20 protein-coding genes are annotated in these 22,882 nt (G+C 42.3%); 12 read left to right on the top strand and 8 right to left on the bottom strand.

Features of this window, described 5'->3' with window-relative positions:
- The first annotated feature begins 70 nt into the window (after positions 1 to 70).
- From BIW15_RS01605 to uspE, 6 genes are all read left to right on the top strand, one after another.
- Complete coding sequence (locus BIW15_RS01605) at positions 71 to 547, top strand: FixH family protein (RefSeq protein ID WP_005457371.1); 477 nt, start codon at positions 71 to 73, stop codon at positions 545 to 547.
- Positions 548 to 551: 4 nt separating this feature from the next.
- Positions 552 to 2,915, top strand: a complete 2,364-nt coding sequence (locus BIW15_RS01600) for a heavy metal translocating P-type ATPase metal-binding domain-containing protein (RefSeq protein WP_021449068.1) — start codon at positions 552 to 554, stop codon at positions 2,913 to 2,915.
- A gap of 14 nt (positions 2,916 to 2,929) precedes the next feature.
- The gene (gene ccoS / locus BIW15_RS01595) at positions 2,930 to 3,094 is read left to right on the top strand and encodes a cbb3-type cytochrome oxidase assembly protein CcoS (RefSeq protein WP_005457379.1); all 165 of its coding nucleotides are present in this window, start codon (positions 2,930 to 2,932) and stop codon (positions 3,092 to 3,094) included.
- An 8-nt stretch (positions 3,095 to 3,102) separates the two neighbouring features.
- Positions 3,103 to 3,780 (top strand): sulfite exporter TauE/SafE family protein, encoded by a 678-nt coding sequence (locus BIW15_RS01590; RefSeq protein WP_005477632.1) that lies wholly within the window; start codon positions 3,103 to 3,105, stop codon positions 3,778 to 3,780.
- A 90-nt stretch (positions 3,781 to 3,870) separates the two neighbouring features.
- Complete coding sequence (locus BIW15_RS01585) at positions 3,871 to 4,617, top strand: FNR family transcription factor (protein WP_005477663.1); 747 nt, start codon at positions 3,871 to 3,873, stop codon at positions 4,615 to 4,617.
- Between the two features lie 179 nt (positions 4,618 to 4,796).
- A complete protein-coding gene (gene uspE, locus BIW15_RS01580; protein ID WP_005495023.1) occupies positions 4,797 to 5,744 on the top strand; it encodes a universal stress protein UspE in 948 nt (315 codons plus the stop codon).
- Between the two features lie 95 nt (positions 5,745 to 5,839).
- Here the strand turns inward: uspE and ttcA are convergent, their stop codons facing one another.
- The 4 genes from ttcA to BIW15_RS01560 form a co-directional block, all read right to left on the bottom strand.
- Complete coding sequence (ttcA, locus tag BIW15_RS01575) at positions 5,840 to 6,733, bottom strand: tRNA 2-thiocytidine(32) synthetase TtcA (RefSeq protein WP_005477636.1); 894 nt, start codon at positions 6,731 to 6,733, stop codon at positions 5,840 to 5,842.
- Between the two features lie 190 nt (positions 6,734 to 6,923).
- Positions 6,924 to 7,583: a DUF2987 domain-containing protein gene (locus BIW15_RS01570; protein ID WP_017448551.1), complete on the bottom strand. Its 660-nt coding sequence runs from the start codon at positions 7,581 to 7,583 to the stop codon at positions 6,924 to 6,926.
- Between the two features lie 12 nt (positions 7,584 to 7,595).
- Positions 7,596 to 8,432: a glucosaminidase domain-containing protein gene (locus tag BIW15_RS01565; RefSeq protein ID WP_053305168.1), complete on the bottom strand. Its 837-nt coding sequence runs from the start codon at positions 8,430 to 8,432 to the stop codon at positions 7,596 to 7,598.
- Positions 8,425 to 9,222: a hypothetical protein gene (locus tag BIW15_RS01560; protein WP_005457395.1), complete on the bottom strand. Its 798-nt coding sequence runs from the start codon at positions 9,220 to 9,222 to the stop codon at positions 8,425 to 8,427. Before BIW15_RS01560 ends, BIW15_RS01565 begins: the two co-directional genes overlap by 8 nt.
- Before the next feature lie 323 nt (positions 9,223 to 9,545).
- Here BIW15_RS01560 and potA point away from each other — a divergent pair, with 323 nt between their 5' ends.
- From potA to BIW15_RS01535, 5 genes are all read left to right on the top strand, one after another.
- Entirely contained in the window at positions 9,546 to 10,739 is a 1,194-nt protein-coding gene (potA, locus tag BIW15_RS01555) for a spermidine/putrescine ABC transporter ATP-binding protein PotA (protein WP_005477641.1), read from the top strand.
- Positions 10,720 to 11,580 carry a spermidine/putrescine ABC transporter permease PotB gene (potB, locus tag BIW15_RS01550; protein WP_005457403.1) on the top strand — a complete coding sequence of 287 codons (861 nt, stop codon included), beginning with the start codon at positions 10,720 to 10,722 and terminating at the stop codon, positions 11,578 to 11,580. Before potA ends, potB begins: the two co-directional genes overlap by 20 nt.
- Positions 11,580 to 12,350 carry a spermidine/putrescine ABC transporter permease PotC gene (potC, locus tag BIW15_RS01545; RefSeq protein ID WP_005389180.1) on the top strand — a complete coding sequence of 257 codons (771 nt, stop codon included), beginning with the start codon at positions 11,580 to 11,582 and terminating at the stop codon, positions 12,348 to 12,350. The genes potB and potC overlap by 1 nt, the downstream gene beginning before the upstream one ends.
- A 106-nt stretch (positions 12,351 to 12,456) precedes the next feature.
- Positions 12,457 to 13,488 (top strand): extracellular solute-binding protein, encoded by a 1,032-nt coding sequence (locus BIW15_RS01540; RefSeq protein WP_017448550.1) that lies wholly within the window; start codon positions 12,457 to 12,459, stop codon positions 13,486 to 13,488.
- Positions 13,489 to 13,738: 250 nt separating this feature from the next.
- A complete protein-coding gene (locus BIW15_RS01535) occupies positions 13,739 to 14,776 on the top strand; it encodes an extracellular solute-binding protein (protein WP_005453907.1) in 1,038 nt (345 codons plus the stop codon).
- A gap of 64 nt (positions 14,777 to 14,840) precedes the next feature.
- On the opposite strand, the gene cobB is transcribed toward BIW15_RS01535, so the two are convergent.
- A complete protein-coding gene (gene cobB, locus BIW15_RS01530) occupies positions 14,841 to 15,566 on the bottom strand; it encodes a Sir2 family NAD+-dependent deacetylase (protein WP_025515731.1) in 726 nt (241 codons plus the stop codon).
- 120 nt (positions 15,567 to 15,686) lie between these two features.
- Here cobB and BIW15_RS01525 point away from each other — a divergent pair, with 120 nt between their 5' ends.
- Positions 15,687 to 15,866 carry a hypothetical protein gene (locus tag BIW15_RS01525; RefSeq protein WP_005479442.1) on the top strand — a complete coding sequence of 60 codons (180 nt, stop codon included), beginning with the start codon at positions 15,687 to 15,689 and terminating at the stop codon, positions 15,864 to 15,866.
- 73 nt (positions 15,867 to 15,939) lie between these two features.
- Here BIW15_RS01525 and BIW15_RS01520 read toward each other — a convergent pair whose 3' ends face one another.
- From BIW15_RS01520 to BIW15_RS01510, 3 genes are all read right to left on the bottom strand, one after another.
- Complete coding sequence (locus tag BIW15_RS01520; RefSeq protein WP_005495037.1) at positions 15,940 to 17,160, bottom strand: ammonium transporter; 1,221 nt, start codon at positions 17,158 to 17,160, stop codon at positions 15,940 to 15,942.
- 347 nt (positions 17,161 to 17,507) lie between these two features.
- Entirely contained in the window at positions 17,508 to 18,407 is a 900-nt protein-coding gene (locus tag BIW15_RS01515; RefSeq protein ID WP_020903759.1) for an immunity 49 family protein, read from the bottom strand.
- Positions 18,408 to 22,784, bottom strand: coding sequence for an RHS repeat-associated core domain-containing protein (locus tag BIW15_RS01510; protein WP_077280452.1), 4,377 nt, complete (start codon positions 22,782 to 22,784; stop codon positions 18,408 to 18,410). It lies immediately after the preceding gene.
- Positions 22,785 to 22,882 lie beyond the last annotated feature (98 nt).

The raw sequence follows: 22,882 nt of genomic DNA, 5'->3' as shown, positions 1-22,882 counted from the left end.
TCACAGGGGCTGTCTTTCCTTTAAATTTAATGCCTTACATTTTTTTCATTTAGCTGTTGAGAACTTTTTTATGGTAAAGCCTTGGTATAAACAATTCTGGCCGTGGTTCCTAATTATCCTTCCTCTTACGGTAGTCGTTTGGACAATCGCCACGGTAGTCGTCTTTTCAAACAACTCTGTTTCTCTTGTTGCTGAGGATTACTATAAAAAAGGCAAAGGCATAAATATCGACATCAGTAAAATGAACGTCGCTCGTGATCTTGGTCTTAATGCGAACATTTCTTCTCTAGATAACAATATCGTAATTGGCTTTACGAAAGGAGCGCTAACGCACTACCCAGCGCTTACAGCAACGTTTACTCACCGTACATTACCCGATCGTGATTTTACGAAGCTAGTTACCGCAGATGCATCTGGCAACTATCGCTTTACTACTGAAGACGCTATACAAGGCCCGTGGTTTGTTGAACTTCAACCACACGATAAGCAATGGATGATTCAAGGCAAAGTCGAATTTCCAGCAGTTTCAGTCTCATTAATGAAGTAATTTTATGTGCAAATCCTGTTACCACTGTGGTGAAGATGTACCAGCAAACACGGATTTTAAAGTAGAAATACTTGGCGAAGTTCGTGAGATGTGCTGCCCGGGGTGTGAAACTGTCGCACAAACTATCGTAGATAGCGGTCTTGTTTCTTACTACCAGTACCGAACCGCACCCGCTGAAAAAGCAGACCTCGTTCCAGAACAACTTCAAGCTCTGATCCACTATGACAATGAAGACGTTCAATCAGAATTTGTACGTAACCATGACAATGTATCTGAAGTAACATTATCTCTCGAAGGTGTATCCTGCGCCGCTTGTGCATGGCTTATTGAAAAGCAAGTATCCAGCGCTAAAGGTTTAGTCTCCATACGGGTAAATACGACAACAAACCGAGCTTTGCTTGCGTGGGACAAAACTCAAGTTAAGTTAAGTGAACTGCTTTCAGTTATTCATAAGCTTGGTTATAAAGCCGCGCCATTTGAAGCAGACAAACAAGAAGCATCTTATCACCGAATGATGAAGCAGTACCTTTACCGATTGGGTATTGCTGGCTTAGCGACGATGCAAGTAATGATGCTTGCTGTGGCGTTGTATTTAGAAGTGTTTGGCGATTTGGAACCCGAATTTAAAAACTACTTCCGATGGGTAAGTTTGATTTTCGCTACACCAGTTCTTCTTTACTCTGCCCTACCATTTTACCTTAATGCTTGGCGAAGCATTAAAGGGCGAACTCTAGGCATGGACGTCCCAGTTTCGATCGCTTTGATTTTCGCTTATGTTGCGAGTTTAGTTGCGACAGTAACTGAGCAAGGCGAAGTATTCTTTGAATCTATCTCGATGTTTACCTTCTTTTTGTTAGTGGGTCGATTCTTAGAAATGCGCGCTCGCCGCAAAGCTGCTGCTGCTAGCGGTAACTTGCTCAAGCTTATCCCTGCCATTGCAACAACACTAGACGGCGAACAAATTCCAGTTAAAACGCTGAAGATTGGTGATCGCATTCGCGTTCTCCCTGGCGAACATATCCCTGCTGATGGCAAAGTTATTTCTGGCCGTATTCATATTGATGAATCAATGCTGACTGGTGAGTCTATTCATGTCGTAAAAAAAGAAGGTGATGCTGTTTATGCAGGTACATTAAACGGAGATGAATCATTTGAGTTGGAAGTCACCAATTCAAAAGCAGACTCGATGATTTCAAATATTGTGCGCCTTCAAGATGAAGCACAGCATTCGAAGCCAAAAATTGCAGAAGTTGCTGACGTCGTAGCACGCTACTTTGTTGGTGTAATTCTTATCATCTCAGCTGGAACCTGGTTTTATTGGCACCAAACCAAACCAGATGATGCTTTTTGGATTATGCTTTCGGTTCTCGTCGCTACATGCCCTTGTGCATTATCCCTTGCTACACCGACCGCACTAACTTGTGCGACTTCACGAATGGGCAATTTTGGCATTCTGTTGCGAAAAGGCCATGTATTCGAAACGCTTTGCAAAGTTAATCATCTCGTCGTCGACAAGACAGGAACATTAACGAAAGGTGACATCGAGATTAGCCGTACGAGCACATTCAAAGAGCTTTCTGAAGCGGAAAGTCTGGCCCTTGCATCTGCTCTTGAAGCTCATGCAAACCACCCTATTGCGCGTTCATTTACCGGTTTCAGTAATGACGAGATTATTGTAACAGATGTTAAAAACGTGATTGGCTCAGGAATCGAAGGGATTTGGAATGGTAAGATGGTAAAAATTGGCAGCTCCTCGTTTGTGCTAGATTCGAGCATAAAAGAAAGCAATGCCATTTACTTGTCAATAAACAACGAACACGCTGCAACTTTTTATTATCACGATCCTATTCGCAAAGAAAGTCAGGCGTTTATTCAACGTTTTGCTGAAGCTGGCATCAAAACAACCTTACTTACTGGTGATTCTATTCAAAACGCACAGCCTGTTGCTGACGAAATTGGTATCGAGCATGTGATCGCATCTGCAAAACCAGAAGACAAACTCGCGTATCTTAAGAGCCTTGATAGCAGTGATATCACCATGATGGTTGGTGATGGCATAAACGACGCACCTACTCTAGCGGGAGCCCATTTATCCGTGGCTATGGGCGGTGGTACTGACGTTGCAAAGGCATCAGCAGATATGACGCTTCTTGGAGATAACTTAGAAAAGTTATTGGAAGCTCGCCTATTGGCTCTTCGTACAAGAAAGATTATCCGTGAAAACTTAGCTTGGTCGTTAGGCTACAACTTGTTAATTTTGCCGTTAGCGGTTGCAGGACTAGTTGCGCCTTATATCGCAGTTGTTGGGATGTCAGCAAGTTCAATCATTGTTGTATCTAACTCACTGCGACTTCTTAAAGAGAAGTAAACAAGAGAACACTTATGGAAAGCCTTTATATTTTAATTCCAATCGCGATTGTTCTTGTTTGCGTTGCTGTCGCTATTTTTCTTTGGGCGGTTCGAAGCGACCAGTTTGAAGATCTTGAGCGACAAGGACACAACATTTTATTAGATGAAGAAGAACAATCAGACAATAAGAAACCGTAGTATGTTTTATGAATCCTGATTTTTTAGGTGCTTTGCTTATCGGCCTTGTCGGGGCCGGCCATTGTATGGGGATGTGTGGTGGTATCGCATCCCTACTTTCCTTAGGTAGTTCAAGCTCAAAATCCTCCCCAACCATACCTTTATTCTACAACCTTGGACGACTCAGCAGTTACGCCTTAATAGGCGCACTTGTCGGAGGTGCAATATCAGGGTTATCGGAACTCAGCGGCTTAGCTCAATCTCTTGCGTGGCTGCGTTTTGTTGCCGCAATCTTCATGATTTTGGTTGCGTTATATATTGCGAAATGGTGGCAAGGTTTACTCATCGTAGAAAAGATGGGCCAGCACCTTTGGAAGTTTATCTCTCCAGCTGGAAAAAGCCTTTTACCACTTAAAAAGCCAATACACGCACTGCCCTTTGGTTTTGTCTGGGGGTGGTTACCATGCGGGTTAGTTTATTCGGCATTAACATGGTCGGCGGTGTCCGGTAGCGCAGTAAATGGCGGCCTAATCATGCTAGCTTTTGGTTTGGGAACGCTGCCATCCATGCTCGCTGTTGGTTACGGAGCTAGCCATTTTCAGAAACTGCAAAAATCATTAATATTTAGAAATATCTCAGCATTAATCTTAATTGTCTATGGCGCGTATACTGCCGCGGGTGCCATGCAGATGCTTGGTTTCATATAACGCAAAACTCTATACCACCGATATTTTTGCTATCCTTTAGGATTAAGCGGTGCTAAAATATTGATGTATATCAAATAGTGAAAGGTTGTTATGATTTCTGAAAAACCTGCAACAAAGCGTATCCAATCAGGCGGTTGCGCGATTCATTGCCAAGATTGTAGCATTAGCCAACTGTGTATCCCATTCACTCTGAATGAATCTGAACTTGACCAGTTGGACCAAATCATCGAGCGTAAAAAGCCTATCCAAAAAGGACAAGAGCTATTCAAAGCAGGTGATGAGCTTAAATCTTTGTACGCTATCCGTTCTGGCACGATTAAGAGCTACACAATCACAGAACAAGGTGATGAGCAAATCACAGCATTTCACTTAGCTGGTGACTTAGTTGGTTTTGACGCTATTACTGGTGACTGCCACCCTAGTTTCGCTCAAGCTCTTGAAACATCAATGGTTTGTGAAATCCCTTACGAGATCCTTGACGACCTATCAGGCAAAATGCCTAAACTTCGTCAGCAAATCATGCGTTTAATGAGTAATGAAATTAAAGGCGACCAGGAAATGATTCTTCTGCTTTCTAAGAAGAATGCTGAGGAGCGTCTCGCTGCTTTCTTGTACAACCTGTCAACTCGCTTCTCTCAACGTGGCTTCAGCCCAAGAGAATTTCGTTTGACCATGACTCGTGGCGATATTGGTAACTACTTAGGCCTAACGGTTGAAACCATCAGCCGCCTATTAGGTCGTTTCCAAAAATCTGAAATTCTGAGTGTTAAAGGTAAGTACATCACCATCTTAGATCATGATGCGCTAATGGAACTTGCCGGTGTAACAAAAGAGTAATCTCGCTTACTTATTGATGTAGCTCGAAAATGAGCTACATCATGTTTCTCATAAAATCCCTTCGAAAGTCCTCAAAAAGTTCCCCAAACTAAGCTACAGTAAAAATATACGAAGAGTCTCCAATTTACTGATTTAACTTGTTTTCAGTATTTGGTTTCGCAACATAAGTGGGCTTAGTTATGAGTATATACAGTAAGATTCTTGTTGTTGCTGACATCAATAATGATGAACAGCCTGCACTCGCTAGAGCGGTTCAATTAGCTCAAAAGAGTGTATCCAGAAGCCGAATCACCTTCTTCTTATCCATCTACGATTTTTCCTATGACATGACCTCAATGCTGTCAGTCGATGAAAGAGATGCGATGCGTCGCGGCGTTATCCATCAACGTGAGCAGTGGATGCGTAAGATTGCTCAACCGTACTTAAACGATAGCTTCGATTTTGATGTTTGCGTTGTGTGGCACAACCGTCCTTACGAAGCAATCATTGCTGAAGTGTATGCTGGTGGGCACGATCTTCTAATCAAAGGGACACGTAAACACGATGTTTTAGAGTCTGTGATTTTCACGCCGACAGACTGGCATTTATTACGTAAATGCCCTATTCCTGTACTTTTGATCAAGAACTCGGATTGGCCGGAGCAAGCTAATATTCTCGCTTCTGTACACGTGGGGTCAGAAAACCCAACTCACATTGATTTGAACGACGCGATGGTTGAACGCCTCAAAGAGATGTCAAACCGTCTCGATGCTGAACCGTATCTCGTCAACGCTTATCCTGTTACACCGGCTAACATTACGATTGAATTGCCTGAATTTGACCCAACGACCTACACGGATGCGGTTCGTGGCCACCATCTCACCGCAATGAAAGCATTGAGACAAAAACATGGCATCGACGAAGAACAAACCATCGTTGAACAAGGTTTACCAGAAGACGTCATTCCTGCCGCAGCGGAGCGATTAAATGCAGCAATGGTGATTTTGGGTACGACTGGTCGTACGGGGCTTTCAGCGGTCTTTATCGGCAACACGGCAGAGCATGTGATCGATAAGATTAACTGTGATGTACTGGCATTAAAACCAAAAGGTTATATCAGCCCTCTCGATCCAAATACCGCAACGTAGAGCAAATAATCAAATATAAAAACGCCCCTTTTTTGGGGCGTTTTATTTTCGGCTTCAGCCAGTACAAAATAGGAGGCATCGTTGCCTCCTATTTACTAGATGTTCGTTACATCGATGAATAGAGATTCATCGATGTTAGTTGAAGAAACGACTGCTTCACTAAACTCATACTCTTCGCGGCTACCGTCACGATCTAGCGGCAAGTTTACAAAATCAAACAACTCTCGGTCTGCCAATTGGCTTGGGCTTACGTTTTGGATTGATTTGAAAATCGCTTCTACGCGTCCTGGCGTCTTCTTATCCCAATCAATCAGCATTGCCTTGATTGCTTGGCGCTGCAAGTTCTCTTGAGAACCACATAGGTTACAAGGAATAATTGGGAAATCTTTGTGCTCTGCGTATTTGATCAGGTCTTTTTCGCGGCAGTAAGTCAGCGGACGAATAACCACGTTACGACCATCATCAGAGCGTAGTTTTGGTGGCATTGCCTTCAAACGAGAACCATGGAACATGTTCAAGAACATCGTTTCTACGATGTCATCCATATGATGACCAAGTGCAAGTTTTGTTGCGCCGATTTTCTCAGCAAATGAATAAAGCGTACCACGACGTAGACGAGAACATAGACCACACGTTGTCTTACCTTCTGGCACTTTTTCTTTAACTACTGAGTATGTGTCTTTATCTACGATGTAGTAAGGAATATTCAGCGTCTCAAAATACTCAGGCAAAATATGCTCTGGGAAACCAGGTTGTTTTTGGTCTAGGTTAACAGCAACCACTTCAAATTTGATTGGTGCCGCTTTTTGTAGATTCAACAGGATATCGAGCATCGCAAATGAGTCTTTACCACCGCTTATGCATGCCATGACAACATCGCCTTCTTCGATCATGTTGTAATCTGTAATGGCATTTCCAACATTTCTTCTCAAACGTTTTTGAAGCTTGTTGAATTCAAGGGTTTCTTTTCTTGTATCTTTCTGGTTCATTGCGGGCTCTCACATCGCCGATAAAATCGACAGTAGGACTTCCTAACATGGGTTTCTTTGGGGCGTGGATTATACGGGCTTTTGCAGCAGGATTAAATGTTTGTATTGAAGGATAAGAAAATAAGTGCGCTGAATTATCATCATAGAATAGAAAAAGAACCGCGAATGCGGCTCTTCCGTGAAGATAGTGCTATTTCTTTGCTTGGGGCAAATAAGGAAGCACTCTCATCGTTGGTTCCGGTAACGTTATTGTTCCACCTTCGCCAATTTCACTCAAAGCAACCTGCACTTTACCGTTAACAATCGCCTTCTCTTGTCCATTTGAAAAAACGATCTTACCGTTCAGTTCGTTGGCAAACTCCATTGTGACGCCCTGTACTTCAGGTGTGAACCATCCAGCAAACATCCCCCCTAAATCCTCTAACATGCTTTGCATTTGAGGCATTAATGGCTTCAGTTGCTCGTAAGAAACGCTACCCTGTAACGGTTCTTTCGTCATTACAACTAAAGAATAATCACATCGGCTATCTTTAGGGGTATGTACGAATACCAAAGGATTTGCGGATTTTAGATTTTTGTCGATCGGTAATGGTAGTTCTTTCGACGCTGGAATCACAAACTCTTCGTAATGTTCTTCCTTTTCCATCCACGCTTTTTCGATCGCACACAGCTGCTTAGTTCTGGCATCGACGAAGAACACACCGACTTTAACGTCATCATGCCCTTCTTTAGTGTTATTTTTTAACTGAGTATACAGTTTGGAATACGTAAACATATACTCTTGAGCATGCGTTATCGGTGACGAGAGCAAGAGTGCTGCACTTCCTAAAATTAAGCTTAACTTTTTCATTAGATTATTATTTTATTGAGTCCAGTAGGCGTTATTGTGGCGAATCATCGAGCGTAAGTCATTAACGTATGCAATGCCCCTCTCTGAGTAAGACAACAGTCCATGAGTGAGTTCTGATGCTGTCGCCACGGATAACAAGTTTTTGTGCTTATCTGCCAACATAGCTCGAATATCACGTAAGTCAGCGTAAGCTGGATTGCGATTCACATTCATAAAGTAGCCATGAATTGACTGCTGAACTGAATCGAATTTTTGAACTTCGTGAGTTTTTCCTGCAGCACGCTGAGCAGGCACAATTCCGCAACCCTGTTTATAACACCATTGGCCGAACAAGTTGTTTGCTTGAGTAGCAAAACGAGAAGTACCCCACGCGGATTCATTGGCAGCTTGAGTTAGCACTAATGCTTCTGGTAAAACATTGACTCGCTTTAACATTTCAGTCAGCCAAGCTTCATCAATATGACCATCATGAAGAGGAAACCCATATAACTGCGCTAATCTTTCTGCGTAAGCTTCTTCGTCCGGCGACACTTCTCCAATCTCAAGAGAGCTTAGAAAAGCACGTTCTTTTTCAATCCTGTGATTTTCTAGTGCGATTTTAGGCCGCAAGAAATCGAAAAATGCCGCCTTTTTTTCTTTGGCGTCTTTGATAGAGTTAAAGTCTGGAATGTCCCCAATGTAGGGCAAGTGCGACAAATCAGGATGTGTCACCGGACCTTGAACAACATTAGGATCATTCGCGCTTTTGAACTGGTGGTCGTAATGCAAATATGGACCTACCGAAATAAAAGTGGCGGCTATACAGGCAGCCGCCACTCGTAAAGTCATTAATTTTAAAGATTTAGGCATTAAACACCTGAGATTTACCATCGTGATCGTTATCATTTTTTTGTGTTGCTACGATCTTAAGTTTGATGCCAAACATTTCTCGATAAAGGATGCCCTTCAAATGGAAGAAGAATGGCAAGACAAAAATAAAGCCAATACCGTAGAACATAGCCGCAACAATAAACATCAACATAACGCCCATGTAAAGCCCTGCCACAACAAAAATCTTCTTATTGATCGCACGTAGTGATAATAATAACGATTGCATAGGTGGCACTCTTTTCTCGCAAATCAGTAAGATAGAGTGACTAAACGCCATTGCTAAATATAATGAAAGCGGTGGAAGGATCATTCCCGCGACACCTTGCAACGTTAAACTGAACAGCGTTGCAATAATAACAGGGACGGTAAATTGCAGACCTTTACCGACATGACGAACTTTGGTTTTTAGCCCTGCTACGTGACTCATCGCCATCAAACTGATCCCAGCATAAATTGGTGCGCTGATCACTTCATAACTAAAGTTAGCGATATAAATAGCAGAAACGATATTAGCGGTGAATGCTTCCGGATTTTCTATCGCATCGAGAATGACACTTGGGTCGCCCAATTGAAGTTGAAGTGCAATGTAGAAAATCCCCAACTGGACAAAAAGCAAAAGAATAATCGCTGGCGAGAACGATAAAAAGTGTTGAATGGTTGCGCGCCAAGCTTCACTAAATACAGCACTCGCTTTTAGTTCGTAGTCGCCAGACAAAGCTCGCTCTACACTCCCCCCAAGATTGAAATCTTTTTCAAAATCGTTATTCATATATTATCCAAGATTAACTTGTGAATTTTTTACTGGTATACCAGTCAATTAAAGTGGCCTACATTATAAAGAAATCTTTCCATGTCTAAAATCAGAACTGACGTTCTATCCTTGCAATATCTACTATTTGGTTGATAATTAACCACTCACAAAACTATGAAATTGAAAGCAATTGTTGCTAATGACAAAGCCCTACCGAACTGTGTTTAAAAGGCAAATAACCTCTTAAAAACAGTATGGTAAGGAATGATTACTTTTGCCTGCAAAATTTTTTCTGTTTCAAGATAAGAAAATGCTTTAATTTCACAATTTTGGTGATTATGATGCGCGCCTCAAAAGTGAATGACTTATGTCACACTAATTGGCGTAAACCCAATTTTAACGTGGGAGAAATACAGACGTTGAACGCTAAACAGCAAGCAGGAAAGCCAGTTATTCGTTTATCTGGTATCAGCAAAAGTTTCGATGGAAAGGAAATCATCGGTAATTTAAATCTTGATGTTAATCATGGTGAGTTTCTGACGATTCTTGGTCCATCTGGTTGTGGTAAAACGACGGTTTTACGCATGATCGCTGGTTTTGAAACGGCAGATAACGGTCAAATCGTATTAGATGACCAAGATGTAACGCAAGTTCCTGCAGAGCATAGGCACGTCAACACGGTATTTCAGAGTTACGCATTATTCCCTCACATGACCGTATTCGATAATGTGGCATTTGGCCTACGCATGCAAAAAACGCCTGCGGCAGAAATCGAACCACGCGTAATGGAAGCGCTACGTATGGTCCGTCTAGAAAAAATGGCGCAGCGTAAGCCGCACCAACTTTCTGGTGGTCAGCAACAACGTATCGCGATCGCGCGTGCGGTTGTAAATAAGCCAAAAGTACTGCTACTTGATGAATCGCTTTCTGCTCTTGATTACAAACTTCGTAAACAAATGCAGATTGAGTTGAAACAACTTCAGCGTCAACTTGGTATTACCTTTATCTTTGTTACTCACGATCAGGAAGAAGCTCTATCGATGTCTGACCGCATTATCGTTATGCGCGATGGCGTTATCGAACAAGATGGCTCACCACGTGAAATTTACGAAGAACCTAAAAACTTGTTTGTTGCTCGCTTTATCGGCGAGATTAACGTCTTCAACGCAACAATGCTTGAACGCATTGATGAAAAACGTATCCGTGCGGAAATCGAAGGTGTTGAGTCCGTCGTTTACTACGACAAAGAAGCACAAGCAGGTGACAAACTACAAGTGCTGCTTCGCCCTGAAGACTTACGTATCGAAGAGATCAAAGAGTCTGAAGAAAAAGGCATTGTTGGTCACGTCACTGAACGTACCTATAAAGGTATGACGCTAGACTCTGTTGTCCAACTGGACTCAGGCATGCGCGTGATGGTTAGCGAGTTCTTTAACGAAGATGATCCAGATGTGGACCACTCTCTCGGCCAAAAAGTCGCTATCACTTGGGTTGAGAGCTGGGAGGTAGTACTCAATGATAAGCAAGAAGATTAATCTTCAGAACGCAATCATTACCCTAATTGTTGGTTGGCTAACACTTTTCGTGTTGGTTCCAAACCTAATGATTATCGGTACAAGTTTTTTAACGCGTGATGAAGCGAACTTAATTGAACTGACTTTTACTTTCGACAACTACCTTCGTTTACTTGATCCATTGTACGCAAAAGTGCTGATGCACTCTTTCTACATGGCAATCATTGCGACGTTGTTGTGTTTAATCATCGGCTACCCATTTGCTTACATCGTGGCAAAAATGCCTGAGAAATGGCGCCCGTTTATGCTGTTTCTTGTGATTGTACCGTTTTGGACAAACTCACTTATCCGTACTTACGGTTTGAAGATTGTTCTTGGCACACAGGGCATCTTGAACAAGTCATTAATGGCAATGGATATTATCGATAAGCCATTGCGTCTTATGTATACCGAAACAGCGGTAATGATTGGTCTTGTCTACATTTTGCTGCCGTTTATGATTCTGCCTCTGTATTCGGCAATCGAGAAGCTAGACAACACCTACATTGAGGCTGCAAAAGACTTAGGCGCAAGCAAACTGCAAACCATCACAAAAGTGATCTTGCCGTTAACGATGCCTGGCATTATTGGTGGATGTTTGTTGGTACTTCTTCCTGCGTTAGGTATGTTCTACATCTCCGATCTTCTAGGCGGAGCGAAGAACCTATTAATTGGTAACGTAATTAAGAGCCAAGTATTAAACGCTCGTGATTGGCCATTCGGTGCGGCAACCAGTATCGCACTTACTATTGCAATGGCAATCATGCTGTACGCCTACTACAGAGCAGGCAAACTATTGAATAAGAAGGTGGAGCTAGACTAATGGGACGTACAGTTAGATTTAGCTTTATGGCGCTGGTATATGCATTTTTGTATCTACCAATCATCGTATTGATCGTGAACTCATTTAATGCCAACAAATTTGGTATGAAATGGGGCGGGTTTACAACCAAATGGTACGAAACCCTAGTTAACAATGACAGCCTTATGCAAGCAGCGTGGCATTCACTTAATGTCGCGGTGTTTTCTGCAACAGCTGCTACTATTATTGGTAGTTTGACGGCCGTTGCCCTATTCCGTTACTCCTTTAAAGGTAAAGGTGCGGTAAACGGCATGCTGTTTGTTGTAATGATGTCACCAGACATCGTGATGGCAATTTCATTGTTGGCGCTGTTTTTAGTTTTAGGCGCGCAGCTTGGTTTCTTTACTCTATTGATTGCACACATCACATTCTGTTTACCGTTTGTTGTGGTAACCGTTTACAGCCGCTTGAACGGCTTTGATGTGAAAATGTTGGAAGCAGCAAAAGACCTTGGTGCAAGTGAATGGGTTATCTTAAAACAGATCATCCTTCCTCTTGCGAAGCCAGCGGTTGCTGCAGGTTGGTTACTAAGCTTTACTCTGTCTTTAGACGACGTAATTATCAGCTCGTTTGTAACAGGCCCAACATACGAAATCCTACCATTGAAAATTTACTCGATGGTTAAGGTGGGTATTTCACCGGAAGTGAATGCCTTAGCAACGGTCATGTTGATTGTATCTTTGGTTCTTGTAGTAATTTCTCAGTTGCTAGCAAGAGAAAAAGTAAAGTAAAATCCGCATCCGTTAACATCACGAAACAGAATGGTTACATGCCATTCTGTTTTTCTATCTACCGTCCAAAATGATTTGGACAACGTTTGGTTTGGAGCTAACGTCAATGAAAAAATGGGCTACTCTATTAGCTGGTAGTGCATGTGCGCTTTCTCTGTTCTCAGGTTCAGCGGCAGCGGACGATAAAGAATTGGTATTTATGAACTGGGGTCCTTACATCAACAGTAATATCCTAGAGCAATTTACTAAAGAAACAGGTATCAAAGTGATCTACTCGACTTACGAGTCGAACGAAACTTTGTACGCAAAGCTAAAAACTCATAACCAAGGTTATGACCTAGTCGTACCTTCAACTTACTTCGTAGCAAAAATGCGCGATGAAGGTATGCTACAAAAGATCGATAAGACTAAGCTGAAAAACTTCGGCAACCTAGATAAGAACTACCTAGATAAGCCTTACGATCCAAATAACGACTACTCTATTCCACACGTTGTTGCGATTACAGGTCTAGCAGTTAACGCTGACATGTACGATCCAAACGACTTCCAAAGCTGGGCAGACCTATGGAAGCCTGAGCTTGAAGGTCAAGTAATGCTAATGGACGATACTCGTGAAGTATTCCACATTGCCCTACGTAAATTGGGTTACTCAGGTAACTCTACAGATCCAAAGCAAATCGACGAAGCATACGCTGAATTGCAAAAGCTGATGCCAAACGTTCTAGTATTTAACTCTGATAACCCGGGTGCACCATACATGTCTGGCGAAGTTGGCGTTGGTATGCTTTGGAACGGCAGTGCGGCTGCGGCGCAAAACGAAGGTCTAAACCTTAAGCTAGTCTTCCCTAAAGAAGGCGGTATTGGCTGGGTTGATAACTTCGCAATCTCTTCTGGCGCGAAAAACGTAGAAGCAGCGCACAAAATGATCGACTTCCTACTACGCCCTGAAATCGCAGAGCAAATTTCTCGTGACACTGGCTACCTAACCGCCGTTACAGAATCAAACTCGAAGTTTAAAGACGTAGCACCGCTGTTCCCTTCTCAAGAAGATCTTGACCGTGTTGAATGGCAAGACTCGGTTGGTGATATGACAGTGAAATATGAAGACTACTTCTTGAAGCTGAAAGCGGGTCAATAATCTGATCTTGCCTACTAAGGCATCGACTAACTGAAAATAGGCAGCGATACGCTGCCTATTTTTGTAATTGACTGATATAATTATGCGTTGCTAGGTTTATTTAGCTCAGTTTCACAGAATTATCGTTTCCCTAAAAAGGCTCGGTATAAATTGATTTAAATAAACAGGATTGTGCTTATTGCGATTTGGCTCAACTTAATAACTGCGACTAGTATTGATTTGTCCAATCGCTAAACAAAACGGAAAACAAATGAAAAGTAAATTCTACGCAAGCGCTCTATGTGCAGCGACGCTAATCGCTACCCCTGCAATGGCGGCTGATCAAGAACTGTATTTCTACAACTGGTCGGAATACATTCCAAACGAAGTTCTTGAAGACTTTACAAAAGAAACTGGCATCAAAGTTATCTACTCTACATACGAATCTAACGAAAGTATGTACGCGAAGCTAAAAACGCAAGGTTCTGGTTACGATTTGGTAGTACCGTCTACCTACTTCGTTTCTAAAATGCGTAAAGAAGGTATGCTGCAAGAGATCGACAAAAAGAAACTTTCTCACTTTAGCGATCTTGACACCAACTTCCTAGATAAACCATTTGATCCAAATAACAACTACTCTATCCCTTACATTTGGGGTGCGACGGGCATTGGTATCAACGCAGATATGCTAGATAAATCGTCTGTTTCTAAATGGGACGATTTCTGGGATAGCAAGTGGGAAGGCCAACTAATGCTGATGGATGACTCTCGTGAAGTCTTCCACATTGCATTAACAAAGCTTGGTTACTCGCCAAATACAACGAACCCAGATGAAATCAAAGCAGCTTATGAAGAGCTGAAAAAGCTAATGCCAAACGTGTTGGTATTCAACTCTGATTTCCCTGCAAACCCTTACCTTGCAGGTGAAGTATCTCTTGGTATGCTTTGGAACGGCTCTGCTTACATGGCTCGTCAAGAAGGTGCGAATATCGACATCATCTGGCCTGAAAAAGGCACCATTTTCTGGATGGACAGCTTAGCAATTCCAGCTGGCGCGAAAAACGTAGACGCTGCTCATAAGATGATCGACTTCCTACTACGCCCTGAGAACGCCGCTAAGATTGCACTAGAGATTGGTTACCCTACTCCAGTTAAGACGGCACATGAACTGCTACCAAAAGAGTTTGCTAACGACCCAAGCATCTTCCCTCCGCAAGAAGTAATGGACAGCGGAACATGGCAAGATGAAGTTGGCGAAGCGAGCGTAATGTACGATGAGTACTTCCAAAAGCTAAAAGTAAACAACTAAATCGTTAGTTTTAAAGATGTGAAAAAGCGGCTCATGAGCCGCTTTTTTTTATCTAATAGTTAGTTTATGCTTTCGTGTCCAAAGCAAGGATTTCATCAACAAGCTTCGGTACTTCAACGCTTGCTTTACCATAGCGTTTTTCTTCAAATTCACTTTCAACCGCACTTGGCTCAAGGTTAATTTCTATAGTATGAGCGCCATGCATTTTAGCATCATGCACAAAGCCAGCGGCCGGATAGACGACGCCCGAAGTGCCGATAGAGACAAACAAATCAGCTTCTTCCAGTGCTGCGTATATCTCTCCCATTCTCAGTGGCATTTCACCAAACCACACAATATGTGGGCGCATTTGTGATGGGATCTGACAACAATGGCAAAGCTCACCAGTTTTTATATCTTCGGTATGTTCAATAACTTGGTTAGATTCACTACATCGCGCCTTAAGTAACTCACCATGCATGTGAATCACATTTTGGCTGCCACCTCTTTCATGCAAGTTATCAATATTCTGCGTAATAACCGTCACCTTTCCCTTTAATTCCGCTTCAAGACGGCCAAGAGCAAGATGCGCAGCATTCGGTATGATCGCTTCATCTTGAAGCTTTTGACGGCGTTGATTATAAAAACTCTGAACAAGGTCTGGATCACGAGCAAAACCTTCAGGTGTTGCTACATCTTCAATTCGGTGATTCTCCCACAGGCCATCTTGGGCTCGAAATGTTTGAATACCAGATTCAGCCGAGATACCTGCTCCAGTAAGTACTACAATATTTCTATAAGGGAAATTCATAACTTATCCTTGTTGTTCTTTTTCATTAGCTTAACACTGAAAGAATAGCAACTGTAGTAGTATGGATTAGACCATGGTCGTAATGGTCACTATTAGAATTACATTTTGAGAGGAATCGCAATGAGACAAGTATCTCTGGCGCTTATATTACTTACGACTTTAGCAGGCTGTCAGCTGACAAATGTGGAAGGTGAAATTGACGACGTAAAAGTAAAAGTCAGCACAAATGATGACAATCATGGGCCGCACGGCAATGGTGGCTTTTGCCCTCCTGGTCAAGCTAAAAAAGGCAACTGTTAAAACGGCTTGTATATCGGTTTGAAGCAAATAGTTTAAAAAAGAGCGGTTTGATGCCGCTCTTTTTTCGATTAAATTAGTCTTCGTTAGTAGATGATATTTTATGAATCGCTAAATCCGCACCATTAAACTCGTCTTCTTCTGAAAGCCTTAAACCTGTTAGAGCGTTAATTGCGCCATAGACTACAAGAGCACCTAAAACCGCAATGGAAATGCCAAGAAATGTCCCTAAAACTTGAACCGCGAAGCTAACACCGCCCATTCCACCAAATCCACTTTGACCAAAAACTCCTGCAGCGATCCCGCCCCAAGCACCACATACTCCATGCAAAGGCCACACACCCAGTACGTCATCGATTTTGGTCCGGTTTTGCAGGTATGTAAACAGATACACAAACAAAACCCCGGCAACAGCACCTGTCACTAATGCACCAAGCGGATGCATTAAATCTGACCCCGCGCAAACCGCAACCAAACCGGCCAAAGGGCCATTGTGAATAAAGCCAGGGTCATTTTTACCCGCAAGTAATGAAGCTACGATACCTCCAACCATTGCCATCAACGAGTTCATCGCCACTAAGCCACTGATTCCAGAAAGAGTTTGAGCGGACATAACGTTGAAACCAAACCAACCAACACAGAGAATCCAAGCCCCAAGTGCCAAAAATGGGATATTAGATGGAGCGAAGTTCGTATGCTTTCCTGCGCGGATACGACCTCTACGCATCCCTAAAAAAGTAACGGCCACCAGCGCAATCCATCCACCAACGCCGTGCACAACGACCGAACCTGCAAAATCGTGAAAACCATAACCAAAGGTACTTTCAAACCAAGCTTGAACACCAAAGTTTCCATTCCAGATGATTCCTTCAAATAGCGGATATACTATGCCGACAGTGAAAAATGTTGCGATTAGAATCGGATAAAAACGAGCTCGCTCCGCGATACCACCAGAAACAATAGCAGGAATCGCCGCAGCGAAGGTCAGTAAAAAAAAGAACTTAACCAACTCGTAGCCATTATCTTGAGATAAGGTTTGAGCATCAGAAAAGAACGTGCCGCCATAAGCAACCCAATAACCAATAAAAAAGTAAGCAATCGCAGAAATACCAAAATCGGCAATAATTTTAACGAGTGCGTTTACTTGGTTCTTTTGGCGCACGGTTCCCACTTCAAGAAAAGCAAAACCAGCATGCATCAAAAAAACCATGATGGCACCCAATAATAGAAAAAGTGTATCGGAACTTTGTGTGAGAGTTTGTACAACGCCATGTACCTGATCAGCAGTTACACTCATTATGTTTATCTCCGTTATTTGTAGCGCACTCATCCTGTGCATCAAAGTTAAATTCATCACCAATTTGGTGAATGAAATTTACAAAGCGTCTAATACAGCAATTACCGTTCCATAATTTACTCTTCTAACAATTAGGGTTTAATTCATTGTTTTGTAAAGCCTTAAATGAAATCAAAAACTTTTATTTGTATTGATTTTATCTATTTAAATGCACCAATGTAGGGTTTATGCACCAATATAATGCGCACAACATGTACGCGTTTAATTAGTAAACTCTGACCATAAACGCAAAAAAGCCACCTCATATAGAGATGGCTCATACATTAAATTTCTAACTAAATGATAATTTATCGTGTGATCTTGCCTGCTTTTACATCTTCTAGCCAACGTCCTTCAACGAGATATGGAGGAAGCCAACCGGTTTCAATAGATAAACGATGACCTTTGTCGTACCACATACAAGCCATGCCAAGCAGAGGGAAATTAATGAACGTGCGGATGCCTATCCTGTCGGGTCCTAATTCTCGAAGATGATATTTCTCTTGGAACTGTAGATTTTTGACTAGCACTTCCTCAAAGTCATAGCCAATGTTAGTAGTTAGCGCAGCGAAGGTTTCTAGGATCCCCATCGCAATTTCCAACGCCCAGTTATCTCCTTGAGCTACCGCTGCGTCCATTGCTGCAACCAGTTTATCAGGATAGTCCGATGTGCGGTTGTGGAACGACTGAATGACGTCTACTAGCATATAAGACAGCTCACCCGCTTTGGTAGAGCTCTGTCTCATCAAAGAAATCGGAAAGTTCGCCAATATGTCCATACTAGGTTTATCACGCACAATCACCGAAGTAAAATAAGCATCCAACCATCGATTAGGGTGTAAACATCCAGTTTTCAAAATACCTTCGCCTTTCCATGTCACTTCTGGATAATCAGGTAATTTAACGCTTTGAGGTTCGCTTGGTTTAATGGCAAGTTGATGGTAAAAAGCACGCATCAATGACGCCTCATAAAGGCATAGTGTTCCGATTTGTTCAGTTTCTATTGAAGATGGAAAGCAAGTATACCACCTCACTTGTTCTGAAACGTCGTCGCTAAGAGCGACTAAGTTCTCTCTACGGATTGCTATTAGCTCTTTGCGCTCATCTAAATCTTCATTGATATACATTTGGTATTCAGCGACATCATTTGGTGTCAATTGAGGTTCCGCCTTTCTCTCTATGCTAACTTTCTTTTTATTATCAGACATCTAATCAAATCCTAACTCTACGTTAAATTCTTTTACATTAACTGAAGAAACCTCTCCAGCATCAGAAATAGCTGCAGTGGTGTGAATATATCTAACAGGAATTTTTTTTCTCAATGCTTTATTTATACTTCTGGCCGCTTTCCATTCGGTTGTATCTTTGTCCTTTTGAGCCATTAAATCAGTAATTGCAGTTGCATATTCAGTTGTCCCTTGCTGATATGCCATATTTCCGAGCTTACGGCTACCCAGCGGGCTGCTCCCCCCTTTGGCCTCAACAATGATAATTTCACCTGGTGGTGGCTCCTCCACCTCATAAACCATGTCAAAGTCGCCCGGCTTCGAGATTGAGGTTCCAATATCTTTAGGATGAAGCAACTTAGCATTAGGACGTTTACTTCGAACAAAGTCATCCGCAGCCAACTCACCGATTTTTGCAGATTGCTGATTAATCTTGGCGATTTGCGCGTTATATCCTTCTTCGTCAGTTCGAGCCTCCATAGCCTCTTGACGCTCTTTCAAACATTCATCAATTTTTGCTTTGTTTCTTTCTGTTAGCTCATAACCACTCGTATTGAGTTCAGAGTTTTCTTTATACTTAGCTTTGTTCAGCACAAGATCTTCAGTGAAGATCGTGCAACCTTCTTCCCCGCCAACTTTCTCTGAGTCAAAAACATGCGCATTGACAAACTCCTCAATCCCAACAACATACTGCACTTCGTGTCTGCTGCCATCTGAATGATTTATATAACGATAAAAAGTAATCTCGTTTTTCTCGCAATCAATATGGTCTAAATCGTATTCATATCGAATATGATTTTTACCTTTGGGTTTGCGGATTTTGACTTGCGAGCGAACGCCATCTTCTCCGACGGATGACTCTTTTGCCGCCTCTAAAATCTGATCGCAAACCTCTTGGGGAACGTTGTTTTGCGCCTGATAATCAGCCAGCATTTGCTGTAAGCGTTTTAGCCCTTCTTCACAAAGGAAACCTGTTGGGTCAATCCACTGGATAGGATTGATTGCATATTGGTAATGGTTAATGCCACCAGCAATAGATATCGGGTCTTGTTGGATAAAACGTCCTAGCTTAGGGTCGTAATACCGAGCGAGGTTGTAATGTAAGTTGGTTTCTTGGTCGAAATACTGTCCCTGAAAGCGAAGTGGATTTCTCACCTCTTCAACGTCTATAGAAGCAAATCCATGGACATCATAACTTGCACTCCAAACGATATTTCCGGCACTGTCTTTTAGTCGCTCCGGTTTACCAACCTGATCACATTCATACAAATAAATTGAGCCATTTTCTAACACAGCCAATGGGATGTAGGTTTCTGGTTGATATAAGTACCAACGAAAGCCATCGGCAGTGCGTTCTCCGAGTAAACGCTCACCTTCCCAAAGAAACTCCGTGATACCATGTTGAGTAATTTTCTTTGTTCTACGGCCTAATGCATCATATTCATAGTGACTAATACTCGAATCACCATGTACTTCTACCAGTTGATTTAATGCGTCAAACACACGTTTTTGAACCGCGCCATCGCCTTCTCGTTTAACTTGATTACCTTGTTGGTCGTATTTGTAACGAACACCTGCATAAGCTTCAATGCGGTCACTCATTACCTTAGAATCAGCCAAAGCGGGATTTCCAAAGCTATCTGATTCAAATGTTGAAGTCGAACCGGCTTCACTAACCTTTGTAACGTGCCCGAGGGTATCGTACTGATAGTGAGTTGCCCCTACAGTATTATCTAAAATTGAAGAGATTCGGTTCTGTGCATTGTATATGTATTTTTTTTCTCTACCTGACCATTGCTGCTCGACTAATCGACCGACACCGTCATAAAGCTTGCTCTCTTTGAAACTCGCAGTTTCAGTGACAGAAAGCCTCCCCATAACATCATATTGGAACTCAATTTTCGGTAATGAGTCATCGCTAAACCGGATTTCGGAAAGCCTACCATTGGTGTCGTATGAAAAGTTAAGTGACGTCTTGTCAGGTAAGGTTTGCGAAATACGCTGCCCGACTCGGTTAAACTCTTCACCGATTTCAAATTGACCTTGAATACGCTTAGTTAAATGTCCAAATGAGGAATATTGATACTGTAGAGTTTGATGACGATTAGAGGCTAAAGTCAATCTTCCACCTAACGTATAGTTAAAGTGATTCTCAACAATATTTTTTCCATTTCCCGCTTTAATATGCTGAAGAAAGCCCGCATCGTCATAGCGGTATAAAACGGTCCTATCTGCGACATCTTTTCGGATGATTCTTCCCATAGAGTCGTATTTGAATTGGCTGTGTAGCCCATCAAATCCAACGGTACCTGATAGTAAACCTTCGCTGTCGTACAAAAACTCAAACGCTAGACCATCACTTCGAACTAATTTCGTTAGGTTACGTTGTTGATCGTACTCGTAGGAAATATGGCTGCCATCAGGGAAGATTACCGCTTCTTGTTGAGCCAAAGCTCCCCATTGATAAGACGTGACACCTTCTGGTGTCTGTATCTGTGCAACACGACTAAACTCGTCATAAGCGTACTCTTCACTGTAACCGACTTGGTCTTCGTCGTTGAAATATCTTATCGATGTGCGGCGTCCGTAATCATCATAGGAAATCTGGGCAACACATCCATCGGGATACGCAATCCCATTAACTAAATCGGTAGCGCCATAACTGTAGCGAAGTAAAGTGCCATCTACTTCATGAGCGACTAATCTTTGTTGTTTATCCCACCACCAACGGCTCTTCTTACCATCTTCAGACTCTCTCTTTACGACTTGACCATGTTTATCGTATTCATACTCCGTTACGCAGCCTAGAGCATCGATATCCCACACTCGTTGGCCAAGACTGTTGTAATAGGCCTTTTCAAGATCACCATCAGGAGATACCGTTTTTACAAGCTTACCTAAGCTGTCATAACCATATTGAATTTGAGCACCGGAAGAGTGCAGTTTGGAAATTAATTGGCCTTGCTGATTGTACTGGTACTGTGTTGTCGAGTTATCTGGGAATACCGCTTTCTCTTTACGCCCTAAATGATCATAGTGCCATTGCCACGTTCTTCCTGTCGGGCTCGATTTTTCAAGCAGATGACCTTGCTCATCATGAATGAAAGTCCACTCATTATCTAAAGAGTCAGAATAAGAGGACTTTGCACCCTCATAATGGAATCGATAATCATAAATACCTGAGTCACCAAAGTTTCTAATGCACTTAGCACTCGAGCCTTCTCCTGACCATTCAAAGTGATGCGTAAACCCTGTTGGTCGAACACGTTTGGCTATCAAATGTTGGTCTTGATACTCATATCGCTCAGTCAAACCCAAATCATTCGTCGCACCAACAAGATCGTCTTGCTCGTCATAGATATATGTTGTTAATACTTGTTCTGTCTTTGCGTTCAGCAATTCAACAAGGCGCCCTTGTTTATCATATTGACACTCAAGAACTGGTCGCTTGTTATGTGCAACTTCAACTAGGCGGTGGTTTCTTGAATAACGAAGTTGGAACGTCGAAAAGATTCCATTGCGGATTTGTTTTAATAGCCAAATGTCTTCTACCAACTCAAAACGATATTGATCACCACTAGAGAGAGTGACAATTCGTGTATTTGGGTTTAGGAAATGACAGCTTGCTCCGACATAGACTTGATAACTTGTTGAACCATGCTCAACTGGTTCAAATTCAATCTCGTCAGCAGAATCACTTACAAATTCCCATGAGGTGACGTTGTGCTTTTCATCTGTGACTTCTTTCAGTTCAAATTGAAAAGCATGTCGCCAACCGTAACCAAGACCTTGATTTCGGGAAGCTTTGGATGAGCGATACGTTCTTGACCAAACGAAGCCATTGGGAAGCTCTACATCATTGAGTGTTAATATTTCTTCGCCCGTTACTAGAGAAACCGGATCTCCCGCTTTTTCATGACATTCGCTGCCCGTCTGTAAAGGCTTTGCAGAGGCTGAATTCTTAGCTTGGGTTTTAGAAGATGTATGTGCTTTGTTCTGCTTAGACTTTGCTTTTACTTGCTTAGGTACCGGTGTTGGTTCACTGGATATTGTCGCGTTTTTCTTTATTTTAGGGAAACTAGCGACATAAAGAGAACCATTCACAAGTGCTTTTGCAAATACAGGCGCATAAAGCTCTGGTGTCAGTTCTTCATCCGGTACGTTTGGGGGAAACTGACCAAGTAGATGATACAACTCTTCAATACGGCTTGAGCTAAGCGGTACGAAGTCATCTAGAAACGCCTTCGCACTCTGTTCTGAGTCAAACTTTTTGTGTTCACCTTTTGGGACTGGCTGACTGGAAAAATGAAAGCTTTGACCAAGGCAGTTGGTGAGAGGGATAACAAATTGAGGAATCATAGTTGTAACGAGTGTGTCCTTTCCTATTGCCTACCACTGACTTCACAAGTTTGCTTTGTTTTCATCTAGCAGGTACTGAGAATACAAAGCAAACGCGT

It is taken from the genome of Vibrio sp. SALL6, from assembly GCF_002002385.1.
Taxonomy (GTDB): Bacteria; Pseudomonadota; Gammaproteobacteria; order Enterobacterales; family Vibrionaceae; genus Vibrio; species Vibrio parahaemolyticus.
Note: the sequence above shows the minus strand (reverse complement) of the source record. Positions and strands in the feature narration are given on the sequence as shown.